General features: G+C 63.5%; 11 protein-coding genes. 4 read left to right on the plus strand and 7 right to left on the minus strand.

Annotated elements, in window-relative coordinates:
• Nucleotides 1-38: 38 nt before the first annotated feature.
• Entirely contained in the window at nucleotides 39-878 is an 840-nt protein-coding gene (locus tag ACVNHC_RS09725; RefSeq protein ID WP_050474622.1) for a transporter substrate-binding domain-containing protein, read from the minus strand.
• Nucleotides 879-1062: 184 nt separating this feature from the next.
• Here ACVNHC_RS09725 and ACVNHC_RS09730 point away from each other — a divergent pair, with 184 nt between their 5' ends.
• Nucleotides 1063-2142 (plus strand): D-TA family PLP-dependent enzyme, encoded by a 1080-nt coding sequence (locus ACVNHC_RS09730; RefSeq protein WP_457167094.1) that lies wholly within the window; start codon nucleotides 1063-1065, stop codon nucleotides 2140-2142.
• Nucleotides 2143-2325: 183 nt separating this feature from the next.
• On the opposite strand, the gene ACVNHC_RS09735 is transcribed toward ACVNHC_RS09730, so the two are convergent.
• Complete coding sequence (locus ACVNHC_RS09735) at nucleotides 2326-2661, minus strand: zinc ribbon domain-containing protein YjdM (protein WP_058900701.1); 336 nt, start codon at nucleotides 2659-2661, stop codon at nucleotides 2326-2328.
• A gap of 76 nt (nucleotides 2662-2737) precedes the next feature.
• Complete coding sequence (locus ACVNHC_RS09740) at nucleotides 2738-4399, minus strand: sulfatase (RefSeq protein WP_457167095.1); 1662 nt, start codon at nucleotides 4397-4399, stop codon at nucleotides 2738-2740.
• A gap of 73 nt (nucleotides 4400-4472) precedes the next feature.
• Between ACVNHC_RS09740 and ACVNHC_RS09745 the strand changes: the two genes are divergently transcribed.
• Nucleotides 4473-5423, plus strand: a complete 951-nt coding sequence (locus ACVNHC_RS09745) for a lysylphosphatidylglycerol synthase transmembrane domain-containing protein (RefSeq protein WP_457167096.1) — start codon at nucleotides 4473-4475, stop codon at nucleotides 5421-5423.
• A gap of 14 nt (nucleotides 5424-5437) precedes the next feature.
• Here ACVNHC_RS09745 and ACVNHC_RS09750 read toward each other — a convergent pair whose 3' ends face one another.
• The gene (locus tag ACVNHC_RS09750; protein ID WP_457167097.1) at nucleotides 5438-6190 is read right to left on the minus strand and encodes an FkbM family methyltransferase; all 753 of its coding nucleotides are present in this window, start codon (nucleotides 6188-6190) and stop codon (nucleotides 5438-5440) included.
• Entirely contained in the window at nucleotides 6187-6912 is a 726-nt protein-coding gene (locus ACVNHC_RS09755) for a CDP-alcohol phosphatidyltransferase family protein (RefSeq protein ID WP_457167098.1), read from the minus strand. The genes ACVNHC_RS09750 and ACVNHC_RS09755 overlap by 4 nt, the downstream gene beginning before the upstream one ends.
• A gap of 560 nt (nucleotides 6913-7472) precedes the next feature.
• Here ACVNHC_RS09755 and ACVNHC_RS09760 point away from each other — a divergent pair.
• Nucleotides 7473-14558 (plus strand): two-partner secretion domain-containing protein, encoded by a 7086-nt coding sequence (locus ACVNHC_RS09760; protein WP_457167099.1) that lies wholly within the window; start codon nucleotides 7473-7475, stop codon nucleotides 14556-14558.
• Nucleotides 14558-16291: a ShlB/FhaC/HecB family hemolysin secretion/activation protein gene (locus ACVNHC_RS09765; protein ID WP_457167100.1), complete on the plus strand. Its 1734-nt coding sequence runs from the start codon at nucleotides 14558-14560 to the stop codon at nucleotides 16289-16291. Before ACVNHC_RS09760 ends, ACVNHC_RS09765 begins: the two co-directional genes overlap by 1 nt.
• A gap of 19 nt (nucleotides 16292-16310) precedes the next feature.
• Here ACVNHC_RS09765 and ACVNHC_RS09770 read toward each other — a convergent pair whose 3' ends face one another.
• Together ACVNHC_RS09770 and ACVNHC_RS09775 are read right to left on the minus strand one after the other, a co-directional pair.
• The gene (locus tag ACVNHC_RS09770) at nucleotides 16311-18071 is read right to left on the minus strand and encodes a M14 family metallopeptidase (RefSeq protein ID WP_457167101.1); all 1761 of its coding nucleotides are present in this window, start codon (nucleotides 18069-18071) and stop codon (nucleotides 16311-16313) included.
• Between the two features lie 4 nt (nucleotides 18072-18075).
• A complete protein-coding gene (locus tag ACVNHC_RS09775; protein WP_019963881.1) occupies nucleotides 18076-18924 on the minus strand; it encodes an ABC transporter permease in 849 nt (282 codons plus the stop codon).
• Between the last annotated feature and the right edge of the window lies 1 nt (nucleotide 18925).

Genomic DNA, 18925 nt, shown 5'->3' on the forward strand with positions numbered 1-18925 from the left:
GGGCGACAGCCCTCCGTCCCAATGAAACAAGCCGGGGCTCACTTGTACTCGACCGGGAAGCCGATCTGCGGTGGCTCCAGTTCTTTACCGAACCAGGTCTTGTAGGAGTTGGCATAGAAGTCGAATTCGACGCCGGTCATCGCTTCGTGGAGCGCGGTGTTGACGAAGTTCAGCCAATCCTGGTCGCCGCGCTTGACGCCGCAGGCATATGTCTGCGGGTTCCAGCCATAGCCTGCATCTTTGTAGCGGCCCTGGTTCTGAGTCATGTACCAGGCAAGCGAGGACTGGTCAGTGGCGGCGGCATCTGAACGGCCGGCCTCCAGTGCCTGGTAAATCATGTCGACAGATTCATACTGGTCGACATTGGCCTCCGGCAATGCGGCGTGGACCATGGCTTCGGCATAGACGTTCTGCAGGACCGAAATTGTAACGGATGAGCCGGCAGCCTTGAGTGCCGCGTAGTCGGCATATTTGCCGTCAGCCTTGAGCATCAGGCCAACGCCTTCGCGATAGTAGGGAATGGTGAAAGCGATTTGCTGAGCACGCTCGCCGGTCACCGTCATGAACTGGCAGGTCAGATCCACTTTGCCGGTGGTGATGTTGGGGATGCGGGCATCGGAGGACTGGTTGACATACTCGATCTTGTCCGGGTCCCCGAACAGCGCCTTAGCGACGATGCGGCCCATATCGACATCGAAGCCTTGCAGCTTGTCATCGGCACTCTTGAAGTGCCAGGGCGCATTCGTACTGCCGGTACCAAGGACGAGATGGCCACGCGCTAGGACCTCATCAAGCTTGCTGCCATTGGCAAGAGCCGGGGTGGAAAGGAAGGAGGCTGCGACCAGCAACACAATGCCGGCGCGACAGGACATGGTCATGATGTTCCCCTAGGATTATGCGTTTCTTTTAAATCCAATATACTGGACATATGTCTGTTTTATCGGATTGACATATCAACTCCCATGGAGGATGTCTTGTCAATAGGTATGGCCAATAATTGATGCAGCGCTGGAGAGCGGCGCAATTTTTGGCAATGCAACATTTGCGAGTATCGAGGATTTCATGCCGTTTTCGCCGTCAGACATCGCCGCCGCCAACACCCCTGCCGTCCTGATCGACCTCGATATCGCCCAAGCCAATATCGAGCGCTTTCAGGATTATGCGGACCGGCACGGCTTGAAAGTCCGGCCTCATATCAAAACGCATAAGCTGCCCCTTGTGGCCGAGATGCAACTGGCTGCTGGTGCGGCCGGCATTACGTGCCAAAAAGTCTCGGAAGCCGAAGCCATGATCGCTGGCAGTGCCGCTGTCACCGACGTGTTGATCACCTACAACATCGTTGGCGCCGAAAAGCTTGCACACCTGAAGGCACTGGCGACGAAAGTGAAGCTTTCCGTGGTGGCCGACAGTCAGGCTGTCGTTGACGGCCTTTCCCGTATTTTCCAGGACGGGCCCCAGCCGCTTACCGTGCTGGTGGAATGCGACACCGGCGCCAATCGCTGCGGGGTTGTCTCACCTGCTGCGGCGGCGGATCTTGCTGCACACATACATAGATCGCCAGGCCTCGTCTTCGGCGGCCTCATGACCTATCCGCCAGCAGGCGGGGAGGCGGCAGTCGAGCGTTTCATGGCGGAGGCGAAAGCCCGGATTGAGGCGCAAGACATTGCCGTGCCGGTGATCACGTCGGGTGGCACGCCCTCAATGATGCATGCGGCAGAAGCACCGGTAACGACCGAGTACCGCCCCGGAACCTATGTCTATAACGACAGGTCCCTTGTCACGCGCGGCGTCTGCGGCTGGGATGATTGCGCCTTGACCGTACTCGCCACCGTTGTCTCCGTCCCGGCACCGAACCGGGCAATCATCGATGCAGGATCGAAGACGTTGACCTCAGACCTCCTCGGTCTCAATGGTTATGGCCATGTGCTGGGCCGCGATGATATTTTGATAGATCAGTTGTCGGAAGAGCATGGCCGCCTCGTCAGTTCCGGCAATATTGGCCTGTCCGTCGGCGACCGGCTACGCATCGTGCCGAACCATGCTTGTGTGGTCACCAATATGGTGGACCATGTAATGGCAATCGGAGCCGGACGGCCCGTCCCTGAACTGCTTCCGGTGGCCGCGCGCGGAAAAATCGTCTGACATAAGGAAGCCCAAAATCTCCTTTCTGACAGCAGGTTTCCACGGTCAACCTCATGCAGAGAACCGTAACTGCACCCCGCGCCGCCGTCCGAAAACAAGAAAGCCGCCCCGCACCGGCATCACCGGCACAAAGGCAGCTTCAAAAACACATCCGGAAACCGGAAGACGGAAAGCCTCGGCCCCTTACGTCGCCTTCTTGACGAACTCGGACTTCAGGCCGATCGGGCCGATGCCGGGGATCTTGCAGTCGATGTTGTGGTCGCTGTCGGCGAGGCGGATGCCGCGGACCTTGGTGCCGATCTTGAGGACGCTGGAGGAGCCCTTGAGCTTCAGGTCCTTGATCAGGGTCACCGTGTCGCCATCGGCGAGCAGGTTGCCGACGCTGTCGCGCACTTCAAGGCCCGCCTCGGCGGCGGCGGCCAGCGGCCATTCATGCCCGCATTCGGGGCATGTCAGGGTGCCTTCCACTTCGTAGGTGAAGGTGGAGCGGCATTCGGGGCAAGGGGGCAAAGTGTCCATGGCCGGGGTATAGGCCCCGGTCCGGCAGATGGCAACATCAGGGTTTTCCCGTACGCCGGCCGGGCTGCACAGACGCCTACTCCCCGCTCATCGCCCGGATCAGCACATCGCGCAGGCCGTCCATGCCCGGCTCCTGGCCTGCCTGCGGTGTGGCGGCCGGCATCATGCCGGGGATGAAGCCATGCTCGAGGAAGCGGGAAACAAGCGCCCGGTCGCGGCTGACGACATGGACGGGCACGGCGCGCGAGGCCCCTTGCCCGGTGATGATCGCCGCCGGCTGGTGGTCGCCCAGAAACACATAGAACGCCTCGCCGTCCGAGCGGGCGATATAGCTGCCGAGGGTTTCCAGCGCATAATCGATGGTGCGGATATAGTGATCGCGCACCCGCTCCGGGTCGGCCCAGACCACGGCGGGACTGTCGCCGCTTTCGGCCTGAGCGTTGAAATTGCTGCCCTCCGCGGCATCCTCCCAGTCGATAAGGCTTGGCACCGGCGTCCACGGCGCATGGCTGGAGATGAGGGCGATTTCCGCCATCACGGGCTTACCCTCTGCCGCTGCGGGCTGGCGCGCCAGCCTGTCGAAGGCCGAAAGGGTATACTGGTCCGGCATCGTCACCCAGTTGAAGGGCTTGCCGGTGTAGCCGAGGTCCTTGGCCGCCAGCACCGTGTCATAGCCGTAATAGGCAGACTCCGGCCAGTCCATGGTGATGGCGGGCATCACCGCCACGCTCTGCCATCCGGCATCGCGGAACATGCGGTTGAGGCTCGGCCTGTCGCTGCGCATCAGCAGGTCATAGCGCGCCTGACTGTCCACCCACAGGCCCGACAGCAGCGTGCCATGGGCGAGCCAGCTGAGTCCGCCCACAGTCGGCGCGCGCGTCCAGCCGCTGGCCATGGCATAGCCCGCACCCTCCAGCTCGGCCTGCACGGCGGCAAGGCGCGGGCCGGTGAGCGGGGCATAGCGCGGGTCCTCGATGGCGCTGCGGCCATAGGATTCGATGAAGGCCAGCACCACATCCCGTCCCCGGACGCGGGCAAACAGCTGCTCCGGCGGCGGCAGGTCCGCAGGCTGCACCAGTTCGGCCTCAAAGGCGCTGAGATCGGTGATGGAACGGGCCACCACCTTCAGCCGCTCACCGAGGCTGGCGCTCTGGAACCCGGCATTGCCGCCGGCGGCCAGCATCGCAAGCCCCCCCGCCAGTAGAATGGCAAAGGCGGCCAGCGCAGGCAGGCGCAAGGGAGCACGCATACGGATGAGGCAGACTGCCGACCAGAAGAACGCCGCCATCACTCCTGCAAGCACGGCAAGGGCCAGCGCCACAGCCAGCGCGGCGGTGAAGGTGCCGATGGTGCCGGACAGAAGGTTCCAGCCGTCACCCAGCATCCTGATGTCGAGATAGGGATTGAACGGGCGCTGAAACGCCATCTGCACGCCGGTGTCGGCAAGCTTCAGGAACAGCAGAACGAAGACCAGCAGCGTCACCAGCGCAGCCGCAACATAGGCAAGCCGCCTCGGCAGCAGCAGCAAGGCAAGGCCCGCCAGCGGCAGCTCGCAGGGCAGGTGCGCGAAAGCGGCCAGCGTGTAGCCGCCCGGCCGCACCGGCAGGTTGCAGGCCATCATGAAGACCACAAGGAACACGGCCAGCGCCACGACGGGCTTCAGATATGCGGCGCTGCCGCCATCGCCCTGCCCGTCCCTCGCCTTCGGGGTCTTGCCGCTCCATCTATTGCCTGTCATTCACTCTGCCTTCTCTTGTTCCGGAGCCACGCTTGTACCCTGCCCCATCCGACCGCCAGCCTGAGACTTCCCCTTGCGCAAGATAAGGCTGCTTGCGTCCCTTGCGGGTCTGGCGCTTCTGGCTGGCCTCATTGCGCTCTTGAATCCGGCCAGCATCGCGGCGGCCCTTGCCAAGGCGCCCCCTGGCCATCTGCTGGCCGGGCTGCTGCTCGTCCAGTTTCAGACCGTGCTGTCGGCGCTGCGCTGGCGTTTCACCGCTGCCCGCCTTGGCCATGCCATTCCGCTTGGCGCGGCCATCCGGGAATACTACCTCGGCGGCACGCTCAACCTGCTGCTGCCCGGCGGCATGGCGGGGGATGCGGCGCGGGTCTACCGGGTGAAGGACAGCGCGGACGGCGGCTGGAAACAGGCGGCCACGGCCGTGGCGCTGGAGCGGATGTCCGGCCAGCTTGCCTTTGCGCTTCTCATGGGCGGCGGGCTCCTCGCCTGGGCCTTCGTTCTGCCGGCGGGGAGCATCCCCGTCTTGCCGCAGGTTTCCGCGCCCTCCGCATCGCCCCTCGTCTGGCTGGCCGCTGCAGGTCTTGTGCTGGCTGCGCTCGCCCTGCCGCTGCTCTTCCCGGCCGTGCGCGCCCGCCTGCGCCGTTTTCTGCCCGTGGCCGGTCAGGCGCTGCGTGCCGCCTTCTGGACCAGAGGCGCGCTGGCCGTGCAGGCGGGTCTCAGCCTGCTGATCACCGGCGGCTATGTGCTGACCTTCCTCCTCGCCTCCGATGCGGTGGGCGCCAGCCTGCCGCTTCTGGCAGTGGTCACCATCATTCCGCTGTGCCTTCTCACCATGCTGATACCGGTGGGCGTCGGCGGCTGGGGCACGCGGGAGGCTGCGGCAGCAGCCCTCTGGCCGCTGTTCGGCTTCACCGCAGCGCAAGGGCTGGCGGCAAGCCTGCTCTACGGGATGCTGTCGCTGGCCGGAGCGGCCTTGCCGGGGCTCGTTCTTCTGGCGCTGGAACTGCTGCGCCAGAAACGCTGATCCCGCCAGCCGCATCAGGTCGCCAGCCTTGCATAGATATCGCCCGAGGGGCTTTCCGGCGTCAGCCCTGAAATCTCCGCCAGCATGTCATCCCCTGTCACCCAGTTGCCGCTGACAAAACGGTGCTGCTCGCCCACCACCCGGTTGAAGCGGTAGGGGCCGAGCTTCTCCAGCAGAGCCACCGCCTCGCGCGCCACCTGCGGCAGGGCCGGGATATATTCAAAAGCCAAGAGAGGGACAGGCTGCGACAGGCCGCGCAGGATATCGCTTTCCGCGCCTTCCACGTCGATCTTGCAGAAGGCCGGGAGGCCATAGCGCTCGATCAGCCGGTCCAGCGTCGTCACTGGCAGGCGGATCTCGCTGTCCCACACCACGTCGCGGAAACCTTCCGTCCCGCGCACACCATCGATGAACCGGTCCGAAATGGTCGTCACCGTCGGGTGGCGGCTGGAGATGTGCAGCACAGTCTCCCCCTCCTCAGCCCCCACGGCCACGGTCTCGAAGCCGCGCAGGCGGTGGGCGAGATGGCGCCGGATCATGCCGGCAAAAACGGGCTGCGGCTCCACCGCCACCACTTCGGCGCCAAGGCCCAGCAGCGTGGCGCTGCGGCTGCCGACATGGGCGCCGATATCGAACACGAGATCACCGGGAGAAATGAGCGGGCGGTAGAAGCGCCGCAACTGACGGCGCCGCCAGGGCTGGCCGTAATAGATGACAAGCGACCGGGCAAGGCCCAGCGCGGCACGGACTGAAATCCTTCCGGTCAAAGGCCAGCCTCCGGCTTGCGCAGCAGATAGGCCGTGTCCACCGCAAAGGACCAGGCGAGCGCAGCCAGCGCCATGGCCGCGATCCAGACAGATAACGGCGCCGTAACGACCGGCAGCAGCAGCACACAGAGCACCGCCACCTGCACCACGCAGACCAGCTTGCGCCGGAAGGACGGTGGCAGCGGTGCGGCAAGGCGCGGTTCAGCAAATTGCGCCAGCACGAAGCCATAGCGCATCAGCCCGATCAGCAGCACCCAGGGACCCGCCTTGTCCAGCTGCCACACGGCAGCCGAAAGACACAGGATCAGGAAGGCATCCACTTCCATGTCGAAGCGGGCGCCAAGATCCGATTCCTGATGGAGACGCCGCGCCAGATAGCCATCCAGCCCGTCCAGAGCCAGCGCCAGGCCCGCAAGCCCGGCCAGCGCCCAGTGAACCTCAACGCCGGCCCGGTGCATCTCCGCAAACAGCACCACTGCCGCAACAAGGCTGACCATCGCCGCGCGGATGGCCGTCACCGTGTTGGCCGCACCGAATTTGTGGAACTGGTGATGGACCAGCCCGCGCAGCACCAGACCAAACACCGCCAGCAGCACAGCGGATGCGGCCAGCGGCACATCGAGCCCCAGCCCAAATTGCAGCGAGGCCAGCGCATAGAAGACAAGAGAAACCGCAAAAACACACGCAAAAACGGCAAGAACATTACCTCTGAGGCGCGCCATGGCGCTTGCTTGCGGCGCGTCTTGCAGGCGCCCGGCATCTGCAGGCAATCCTGCCCGCCCTGTCACCGGCTCTCTCAATTCCATGGGCAGGCCCTCCGCAACCCGGCACGCGCATCCCGCTTACTTTCGCATCATACGCAAACTGCCCGAAGCCGGATTGCAGAAAGCCGCCGGAACGCTGCCCCATGACGTCATCGGAGCAGCACGGGCATCAGGCACAGCCTGTCCTGCATGAGCAGAGCCGGACAAGTAAACTTGCGCAGGAGCCACCGGGCAAATTTCCAGTGCGCCTGACAACTACTACATGCACCAAGTCAAATATATATTCAAAAAATCATATGTTCCAGGAGCTGCAACTGCGTTGAAAACCTGAAAAAGACTCGTTGCTGAAAACCTTCCCGCGTGAAAATATTGACTTCGGATTGTGAGCAGTGGTCACGGTCTGAGAGGACTTGAGCATTCAAAGCATATCGCAAAAGAAAATACTTATTTGTTTAAAAGAGAACGCAGGCTCAACAACAGCAACTAAAAGCTGAGGCGGGGCGCCGGGGAGCGGAATAATGACGCAGGTAGACGCTGTGCAGGGCAAGTTTGTGACAAGCAGGAAGCGGTCCATCAACCGCACCGCTATTGCGCTTCTGGCGTCTACTGCACTCGTTTTCCCTCACTCTCTTGTGGCAGGAGAGTTGCCAACCGGCGCAAATATTCAGGCCGGAGGAGCCTCGATTGACGTGACCGGAAATCTCATGACGGTGACGCAGGGGACAGACCGCTCCATCATCAATTGGAACAGCTTCTCCGTCGGCGCCGGAAACACCGTAAACTTCATTCAGCCGGGCGTCACATCCGCCATTCTCAATCGCGTTACCGGTGCAACGCGCTCCTCAATCGCCGGCACGGTCACCGGCAACGGGCAGGTTGTCCTCGTCAATCCGAACGGCATTGCCATCACGCCGACCGGCACGGTCAACATTGGCGGAGGCTTCATTGCCTCGACACTCGATATTGCCAATGAGGACTTTCTGAACGGCAGCCTGAACTTTGCAGGCGATGGCGCATCGAAGTCCGTTTCGAACGAAGGCATCATCACCGTAGGCCGGGGCGGTTACGCAGCCCTCCTCGGCGGCACCGTGCGCAATGATGGACTGATTGCAGCGCCAATGGGCAAGATCGGCCTTGGCGCGGGCGAACGGGTGACGCTGGACCTTGCCGGCGACGGCTTCATGCAGGTGTCGCTGCCCACCGCAGAAGGTCAAGAAGGCGACGGCGCGCTGATCGAGAACGGCGGCACGCTCTCGGCCGATGGCGGCACTGTCGTGATGAGCGCAGCCACAGCCCGTGAAGCGGCACGCAAGGCCGTCAACATGTCAGGCGTCGCCGAGGCCCGCACGGTTTCCGGCAAGAGCGGCGCCATTGTCATCGGCGGCGGCGATGGCGGCAGCGTGGAGGTTTCCGGCAAGCTCAATGCCAGCGCCGCATCCGGCAAGGGCGGCAAGATTGCCGTCTCCGGCAAGAGCGTTTCGCTGAAGGACGCCAAGGTCAACACCTCCGGCACCACCGGCGGCGGCACGGTCAAGGTCACGGCAGCGACCGGTGCTGACGGCGGCACCGCGCTTGTCGGAGCCGGAACAACGCTGGATGCCACGTCCACGGGTGGCACGGGCGGCACGGTCATCGTCACCGGCCAGCTTGTCTGGGCTGAAAGCGGCTCCCTGATTGATGTCAGCGGCGCAACCGGCGGCACCGTGCTTGTGGGCGGCGATTATCAGGGCGGCAAGACGGCAGCCAACAACTTCGTATCCGAAAAAGTCGCGAACGCAACGCGCACCTATCTGGCAGAGGGAGCAGTCATCAAGGCGGATGGCACGGCAGGGGCTGGCGGCAAGGCTGTGCTCTGGTCAGATGACACGACGATCTTTGCAGGCTCCATCAGCGCAAGAGCGGCAGGAACCGCAGCAGGCGGCCTGATCGAAACCTCCGGTCACAACCTGCTGTTCGGCAGCAACTTCGGCATTTCGACGATTTCGGAAAGCGGCGCAGCGGGAACGTGGCTGATCGATCCCTACAACGTGACCATTTCTTCTTCAAGCAGCAGCGGTATGACTGTCAGTGTTGCTGGCGATCCATGGACCGTAACGCCCCTCAACTCCGGAGCGAACATTAACAACTCGACTCTGGCTGCATATCTTTCCTCGACGAATGTCACGATATTTACCAATGGCGCAGGCTCCGAAGCAGGCAACATCACCGTCTCGACTCCCGTGTCCTGGTCTGCGAACACGACGCTCACGCTGAATGCCGATGCCACGACCGGCGGCATCTTCATCAATAACAACATTGCATCATCCGGCAGCAGCGGCGGGCTTGTCCTGATCGCCGGTTCGGGCGGGATCAATCAGGCAGGCGGCACCTCCGTTACCGTCAACACGTTGACTGCAACGGCGTCGAATGGCGGATCGGTCAGCCTGACGAATGCCGGAAACTCGATTGCCGTTCTTGGCACGTCCTCCGCTGACGGGTCATTTGCCGTGAGCAGCAATCGCGCAATGACCGTGACCGGCCCGGTGACTTTCGGCAGTTCTCTGTCCCTCGCCACAACATCCGGCAATCTGGCAGTCAACGCTGCACTCGCCAGCAGCAGCGCCAATGCGGATGTATCGCTGACCGCAGCAGATGCGCTGGTCCTTTCGAAGGACATCACGCTGACCGGTGCAAACGCGCAGCTCGCCCTAGGGTATGGCTCCAGCTACACGCTTGCCAATGGCGCGCGCATCACCTTGTCCGGCTCGTCATCCTCACTGGAGATCGATGGAACCGGCTACACACTGATCCGCAGTCTGGATGACCTTCAGACCCTGATGAACGGCAACCTTGCCGGCAGCTTTGCCCTTGCCTCCAGCATTGACGCCGGAGCGACAGCCAGCTGGAACAGCGGGGAAGGCTTTATTCCGGTCAACGGCTTCAGCGGCACATTTGCAGGCCTTGGCCACTTCATCGACGGCCTGACGATCAACCGGCCGAACCAGTCGGTACAGGGATTGTTTGGGCTGATGTCCGGCACAGCCCGGGACGTCACCCTGTCCAACGTGTCGGTGAGCGGCAATGGCACCGTAGGCAGCATCGCCGCCCGGCTTTCAGGTGGCCTGCTGACGAATGTTCATGTGACCGGCAGCGTGACCGCGCAGAATGACCTCGCCGGAGGCCTGGTAGGCTGGAGCGATATCGGGACGATCAGCCTCTCATCCGCCCATGTCACCGTCTCGGGCGCCGGTGGAGTTGGCGGACTGGTCGGACGGAACCGGGCTGCCACGATCAGCGATTCCTATTCGACCGGGTCCGTGACCGGCACGGGCAGCGGAATCGGAGGGCTGATTGGCACCACGGTGCAGGGCACCACCCTGACCAATGTCTATGCCAGCGGGCTGGTTACGGGTGGCACGGATGTTGGCGGCCTGATCGGCAGTCAGGATGCCACGGCAATTACCGTAACCAATGGCTATTGGGACACCGGCACGACCGGGCAATCCACCAGCGCAGGCGGCACCGGCATCAGCACCGCGAATGCCTACACCCAGGTCACCTACTCCGGCTTTGATTTCACCAACACCTGGGTGATGTTCGCAGGTGACACCCGCCCCATGCTGCGTAACGAATATTCCAGCGTCATCGCAACGCCGGTTGCGCTGCAGCTGATGGCCCTGGATCTTGCCGCCAGCTATACGCTGGGTGCAAACATCAACATGGCGGCGGCGCAGGCAACCGGAGGCATCTGGGGCGCTTCCGGATTCAGACCCGTCGGCGGAAACGGTTCAGAGTTCACCGGCAGCTTCAATGGCAACGGCCATACGATTTCCGGCCTGATGATCAACCGCACCGGCTCGAACTATGTTGGTCTGTTCGGCTTCACCACTGGTGCCACAATCAGCAATGTCACCCTCTCCGGTGGCAGCGTTGTGGCGAACAGCAATGTGGGTGCACTTATCGGCTACATGTCCGGCGGCTCGGTCTCGGGCTCCTCTGCGAGCACAGACGTGTCATCCACGAGCACGGGCGAAAGCAACGCAGGCGGCCTGATTGGCACGATTGACGGCGGGGCGGTCAGTGACAGCTCCGCGAGCGGCAATGTCACCGGTGCAGGCTATCAGACTGGCGGGCTGGCCGGCTATCTCATCAACGGCGGCACCATCACCAGGTCCTTTGCGGCAGGCAACGTCACGGGCACAAATACCGTCAACGGATATGGCTATGTGGGCGGGTTCGTCGGGGCGAACGGTTACACCGGCAACAATGGCGGCACGATTTCGCAATCCTATGCCACGGGCACAGTGACAGGCAGCAGCGGCCCGATTGGCGGCTTTGTGGGCCACAACGAAGGCGTCATAACCGACTCCTATGCCACCGGCCGCGTTATCGCCCTCGGCAGCGCCACCAATACCGGCGGCTTTGTTGGCGTCAATTATCTCAATGGCACCATCACCAATGCATATTCGACCGGCTATGTCACCGGCGGCACAGGCGTTGGGGGCTTCGCGGGCTACAACAACAACAACAGCTCAGCGCTGACCAATGTCTACTGGAACACGCAGACAAGCGGACAATCGACAGGCATTGCAGGCGGCTCAGGCAGTGCAACCGCCCGCACCACCGCCCAGTTGCAGGGCAGCCTTCCCGCCGGCTTCTCCCCGGCCGTCTGGGGCACCGGCACCAATCTCTATTCGTATCTCAACTGGCGCTACTCAACGACACCGGTCGCCGTCTCCGGCATCGCCTACAGCGATGCGGGCAGCACGGCTCTGGCCGGAAGCCTGATTACCGCCGTCTCCGGCGGCGCCAGCATTGGCAATACCGTAACCGGGGCCAATGGCTACTACTACATCCTGGCAGATGCATCTGCGCTCAATTCAGCCGGCGTCCTCACCTATGTTGAGACCGGGGACAGCACGCTCAACGCAGCCTTCTCGGACACCATTGGCACCAACGGGGTGCAGAATGTCTCGATTTACGGCGGCGCAATCCATCTGATAACCGGAGAAGCAGGACTGCTGGCAACCCAACTGAAGCTGGCCAGCACGCGCGGCAGCTATACAGATACGGAACTGTCCAGCCTGTCCAACGTCACCCTGACGCCCCTGACAACGTCTGCAAGCGGCGTCTATCTGGACGCAAGCGCCGCCTCCTACGCCCTCGACGCAAACCTGACGGCCGGTGGCGTTCTGTCCCTGAACAGCGGCGGCGCCTTTACAATCGACGGCACCAGAAGCCTGAGCGCAGGGGGAGATCTGACCATTTCGGACAATCTGTCCTGGTCATCCGTTCCCCATACCCTGACGCTGAACGCAGGCGGGGACATATCGATTGCGGGCATTTCTGACGGCGGCACGAATGGATCGCTCGTTCTGAACGCTGCCGGCACGATCACCGCATCCGGTGCCATCAGCGTGGGCACTTTTGACCTGCAGGCAGGCTCATGGAGCCAGATTGCCGCCTCGCTTCCCGCCTTCTCGGCCACGGATTTCCGGCTCGGCAGCGGTGCCACATTCCTGCGCGTGACCGGAGGGGACGGCTCGTCTGGAACGCCGTATCAGATCGCGGACATCTACGGCCTTCAGGGCATGGCTTCCACCAGCCTCCGGTCTCTCGATTTTGTTCTGACGTCCGATATCGACGCCAGCGGCACGTCCCTCTGGAACTCAGGCACAGGCTTCATCTCCATCGGAACGCAGGCCGACAGTTTCGCCGGCTCGTTTGACGGGCAAGGCCACACGATTTCCGGGCTCACGGTCAACACCTCCGGAAACAATGCCGGTCTGTTCGGTTACATCGGCGGTGCCGGTGCAGTCTCCAATCTGGCGCTGACCAATGTCAGCATCTCGGGTGCCGACTACGTAGGCGGCATCGCCGGGCAGAACTTCGGCACGATCACGAACGTGAGCGTTGCCGGATCTGTGACCGCCACCAACGCAGCTGCCGGCGGGATCGCAGGTTACAACGCCGGCAGTCTCACCAGCTCCCGAGCCACGGCGGATGTCACCGCCGCAGAATCGGCCGGCGGCCTGACGGGACAGATGGCCGGAGGAACGCTCACGGCCTCCTATTATGCCGCAGGAACCGTTTCGGCCGGACGTTATGCGGGTGGCATTGCGGGTTCGGTGTCAGGCGGCGGCATATCGAATGCCTTTGCCAGCGGCAGCGTCAGCGCAAGCATTGAGGGAGCGGGCGGCCTTGCCGGGTACATGTCAGGCGGCTCCCTGACCAACACCTACGCCACAGGCACCGTGACTGCCCAGGACAGAGCCGGTGGCCTGGTGGGCTATGGCAGCGACAGCACGATCACCAACAGCTATGCCACCGGCGCCGTGACCGGTGCAGGCACCAGCGGCGGCCTTGTTGGCGCACGCGGCGGCGACCTGATCGTCAACGCGTCCTTCTTTGACACACAGAGAACCGGTCAGAGCCTCGGCGTGGGCGCAGGCGGATCGCCGGATGTTACCGGCCTCACCACGGCCCAGATCAACAGCCTGTCCACCTTCACAGATGCAGGCTGGAGCATCGACGACGAAGGTGGCACGTCGTCCGTCTGGCGCATCTATGACGGCTTCACGGGACCGCTGCTGCGCAGTTTCATGACCGGCCTGACGGTGACCGGCGGCAGCGGCAGCAAAACCTACGACGGTTCGGCCTCCGCCAGCAGCACCGGCACCCTCACCTATAGCGATCCGGGCCATGATACCTCGCTTGTCTCGGGAACGGCTGTCTACACGGCCAGCAGCACAGATGCCGGCAGCTACAGCGGCAGCAACCTCATTCTGTCCGGTCTCCATTCCAGTCAGCTTGGCTATGACATCACGTTCATTTCCGGCACTCTGACGGTCGACAAGGCCGCTCTGACAGCCACAGCCAATAACGACAGCAAGACCTATGATGGCCTCGCCTATTCGGGTGGCAATGGCGTTACCTACTCAGGCTTCGTCAATGGCGAAACCGCCTCGGTTCTCGGCGGCACGCTCACCTATGGCGGCACCTCGCAAGGGGCAGTGAATGCGGGCTCCTATGGCATCGGTTTGTCGGGCCTGACCTCGAACAACTATGACATTACCTTCGTGTCCGGCACGCTGACGGTGGACAGGGCAAACCTGATCGTGACCGCAAGAGATGATGTTCTGACGGCGAATGGATCGCCCTATGCGGGCGGCGCGGGCGTCACCTTCTCGGGCTTTGTCAATGGTGAGACCGAGGCCGTTCTGAATGGCAGCCTGTCCTATGGCGGTTCGGCCATCGGCGCAACCGCCGCAGGCAGCTACCTCATCTCAGTGTCCGGGTTGAGCGCTGCGAACTACACATTGCAGTTCCAGAACGGCACATTGACCATCACCCCAGGCCCCGCACCGGCCGGGCCAGACAACAATCTGCCCTCCAGGCAGAGCGTCAACCTTGTTAGCTGGCGGGGCGGAGGAATTCCCGCGCCCAGCCTGTCCAAGCCCGTCTGGCGGCAGGTGACAGGCGTCACCACCCCCGCCCAAAGCGGCACACAGGGCGGTCCGGATGATCAGGAGAGCCAGTTGCTGTTGCGGGACGTCTGGCTTTCAGGCATCAACTGCCTGGCTGCAGGCGGCTGGGCTCCCGCCTGTGCTGGTGGTGCAAACTGATGGCGTATGGCATGATGACCTTCCTCAATCCCCGGCGGCTGGGCCTGCTGGCAGCTGCCGGTCTTCTGCCGCTGTGCGCGCAGGCTCAGACGGCCAGCCAGCTGGTGCGCCCCGACTATGCCCCGGCAACCATTTCCCCCGTGCGGCAGGGGCTTTCGCTTCCCGCCACGACAGGGCTCGATGCGCCTGCCGGCGCGGAGAAACTGGAGGTCACCCCGTCCGGCCTCACCGTCGAAGGCGGGCTTGCCGAGCTTTCGTCCGAAACGGCCCGCATCGAAGCAAGGCTCAAGAACCGGCGGGTGACGGCGGCAGATCTCTTTGCCGCGGCACGCGATCTGGAGGCGGCCTATGTACGGGCGGGCTATGTGCTCGTGCGTGTCAGCCTGCCGCCGCAGACCATCGTGGATGGCAGGCCCTTGCGGCTGACCGTGACGGAAGGCTATGTGGAGGTAATTGATGTCTCTGCCTTGCCGGCCCGGGTTCAAAACATCGTGCAGCGCACGCTGCAGCCACTGACCGGCCGCAGGAATGTCACCTTGCAGGAGCTGGAGCGGCGGCTGCTGCTGGCGGGCGATACGGCCGGTCTGCTGCTCAGGTCCGCGCTTCAGGCGGGCAGCCAGACCGGAGCCACGGTCATCGTCGTGGACGGCCGGCATGATCCGGTTACGGCCACCCTCTCCCTGGAAAACAGCCTAGACCGGAATCTCGGACGCTACTCCGTGAGTGCAGGCGTTGATCTCAACAGCCTTCTGGGGCTGGGTGAAGTCTTCTATCTGCGGCTGATGGGCTATCCGGGCCTTGACGGCGGCTTCTTCAGCAATGATCCGCGCAACCGGCAGATTGCCGGCGGCGTTTCCATGCCGCTTGGCACCAATGGCCTCTGGTTTGGCCTGGAAGGCGTCGACAGCCGCACCCACCCCCTCAGCCAGACAGGCTTCACCCTGCTGGATCATTACCAGCGCGGATCAGTCCGCCTGGGCTACAAGTGGGTGCGCAGCCGGACCTTCAACACCAGCAGCCAGATCAGCCTGGATCTGGCGGCCGAAAAGCAGAGGCTCGCCGTCGGGACATCGCGGTTTGACTGGGCGCAAGACCAGACCCGGGTGCTGCGCTTCAACCAGTCGGCAGATTTCTATGCCCCGTGGGGCGCAGTGATTTCGGGCGACATGACCGCCTCCTTCGGCCTGGATGCCCTGGGCGCGCGTTCTGCCACAACGAGCCTGCCGCTCACCCGTTTCGGCGCCAAGCCGGACTTCAGCAAGCTCGATATATCGGCCCGGTACAGCCAGTCCTTCTTCAGCCAGCGCCTGAATTTTCAGGCGAGCGGCAAGGCACAGACGTCCTTCGGCGATGCTCTGGTGGCTTCCGAGCAGACGAGTCTTGGCGGCAGCGAATGGGTTTCGGCCTTCGGGGCGGGCAAGCTTGAAGGCGATGCGGGTGCGGCTGTCCGCGCCGAACTCTCGGTGCCGGTCGCCCTGCCCCTGCCCGGCGGTTTCAACGCCGCCGCAGCCCCCTATGTCTTCGGTGCGGCCGGTATCGCAAAGCTCGAAGCCGCCACCGCTCTGGAAACCGAACTCACCCGGGCCCACGCCTTCGGCATCGGCGTCCGCGCCGGCCTTTCGGAGGCCTCAAGCCCCCGCTCAGCGACGGTTTCGCTTGAGTATGCCCACGGGTCCGCGACCGGGATGAAGGATACCAGCCGCTTCAACCTGCGTGTCATGACAAGGTTCTGACGGCTGGTCCTTCATTCCTTCACCCCAAAGCCATGATCTGCTGCCAGGCGTCATAGGCGGAAAGGACGGTTTCCATCTGGGCGGTGTGGCCGGTGATGAAATCCGGGCCGTAGATGGTTTCGTCCGGGTATTCGGTGATCAGCGTCACCGGCACCGTATGGCGCGCGTCCACCGAGCACAGGCACGGGAAGCCGTTGACCATGCGGAACCCGGTTTCGCCTGCGTGGGCTTCGTAGAGCGCGATCTGGCGGGCGTTTTCCTCCAGCAGGCCGGGAATGGCGGCGAGATGGCGCGTCACCCGGTCCATCAGGTCCTCGGCCTGCCGCTCCCAGCCGTCAAGATAGCGCAGGATCAGGAAGAAGCCTTTCGGCAGCGTCCACATGGCAAAATGCCGGGGCACGTAGCCGGAAAGCGGCCGTGTCCACTCATGCGAGGGATAGCCATGCAGGTTGACGTGCAGCTGGGCACCCGTGCGTGCTTCTGCCTCAATGCGGATGGCCTTCTCAAGGAGAAGATCCCCGGCGGTTTCGGGCCTGCGGTACTCAAGGTCATCCCCCAGCGCGGTGTAGCGGGCGGCGTGATGCATGTGCAGGGGATTGTCCGCAATCAGCCGCTGATGCAGGGCATAGCCATCCGGATTTTCCTGCGGCGACAGGGTGAAATGCGCGCCGTCGCGGGCTGCCAGAACCTGCCCGGCACGCAAGGCCCCCACAACCCCGGTCGTCTCGTTGGCATGCTGGCCGGCGCTGATCATCACCGGCACATCTGTGCCCTTCCGGTAACGGGCCTCGACCTTGCGGCCCGCGCGTGAAGACGCTGAGAAAGCCTCGCCGCCCACCCGCGCCAGCTCTGCGGAGATCTGCGCGGGAGACAGGGGCGCGGCCGCCTGCACCAGATCCTGCTCTGCCGGACTATGCACTGCCGCTGGCATGGTTCTGGCTGAGAGCGGACGCAACTCGATGCGCAGGTGATAGCCCTCCTGCCCGCCGCGCACTTCCGGCACGATCTGTCCCGGCTTCAGCCCCCGGTCGCCCTGCGGGCGGCCGGATTTCATCTGAAAGAACTCGAGCAGCGAGAAATAGAGATCCTCGTGCATCGCCTCGGCAAGGCTCATCACCTCATGCGCATGGGCAAGAGGCTGATCATTTGCGGGCAGGCGGACGGCAAGGTTCAGTTCCTCGAACCAGGGCTCGGCCACGCCCCAGTCATGGCTGCTGACGGCATCCAGCGCTTGCGCAAACAGCGCCTCGTAGGGCGTCTCAAAGGGCAGGCCCGATGCATCGCCATTCACTCTCACCCAGCCACAGGGAGAAAGGTTCGTCTGTCCGGCAAGATCCTGATGCTCCCGGTTGGGGGCAAGGACGGTGACTGTCTGTGTGCTGCCATCGTGATGAGTCAGCACCAGCTCATACTGCAGGCTGCCATCCGTCCGCGCCGCAAAGGTGAGCGGGCGCGGCGCGATCAGGGCAGCGAGCGGATAGGCCTCCAGCCGGAAGCGGTTTTCCGGCGCCAGCGGATGCACCGGATAGCGCAGCTCTGCGGCGGCAACGCCGTCCAGATCCACCTCCTCCAGCACCGCATGAACCAGCGGCTTGTAGGCACTGCGGATGATCGCCGTGATGCCCTGTTCCGCCAGCGCCGCTTCAATGGCGCGGCGGGTCTTCAGATCATCGAAGGTCCAGGCCTCCAGCGCCGTGATGCCCGGGCGCAGCAGCGCCGAGAGGCGGTCGAGCGTGGAGGAAAAGCCGGCGTCTTTCAGACAGATGGTCGTGCTGGTCATCGGCTTACCTCGTGCTGCGTCCGGTGGGGTCGAGGCTGTCACGCAGCCAGTCGCCGAGAAGATTGAGGCCCAGCACCGTCAGCAGAATGGCAAGGCCGGGGAATACGCTGATCCACCACGCCGTCTGCAGATAGGTGCGGCCATCGGCCAGCATGCCGCCCCAGCTCGGCACCGTGCGGTCAACACCGAGGCCGAGGAAGGTTAGGCTGCTTTCCAGCAGGATGTTGTTGGCCACGTTCAGCGTCATCAGCACGATCACCGGTCCCAGCAGGTTGGGCAGGAGATGCTGCAGGATGATGCGCCAGTCGCGCACACCAATGGCCTTGGCGGACTGGATGAACTCCCGCTCGCGCAGGGTCAGCACCGAACCGCGCACAAGGCGGGCATATTGCACCCATTGCGAGACGATCAGCAGGATGATGGTGTTGGTCAGGCTGCCGCCAACGATGGCGATGAAGGTGATCGCCAGCAGGATGAAGGGCATGGCGAGCTGCAGATCGGCAAAGCGCATCACCACCATGTCCCAGAAGCCACGGTAGTAACCGGCGATCAGCCCCATGATGACGCCGAAGACAACGGCACCGGCCACCGACACGAAGCCGACCAGCAGCGAGATCTTGCCGCCGGCCACCACCCGCGCCAGCACGTCGCGGCCCAGCGCATCGGTGCCGAAGGGATGCGCCCAGGAGGTGAAGGGCGCCAGATTGCGGGCCATGAAGTCGATCTTGTCCACGCCGCCGGGAAACAGCAGGCCGGAGAAGATGACGGCAAGGCAGATCACCGTGGTCAGGCTGGCGCCCAGCACGAATTCAAGGTTGGAGAAGCGCCACAGGCGCGAGGTTGCGGAAGCCATG

This window comes from Pannonibacter sp. Q-1, assembly GCF_054073275.1.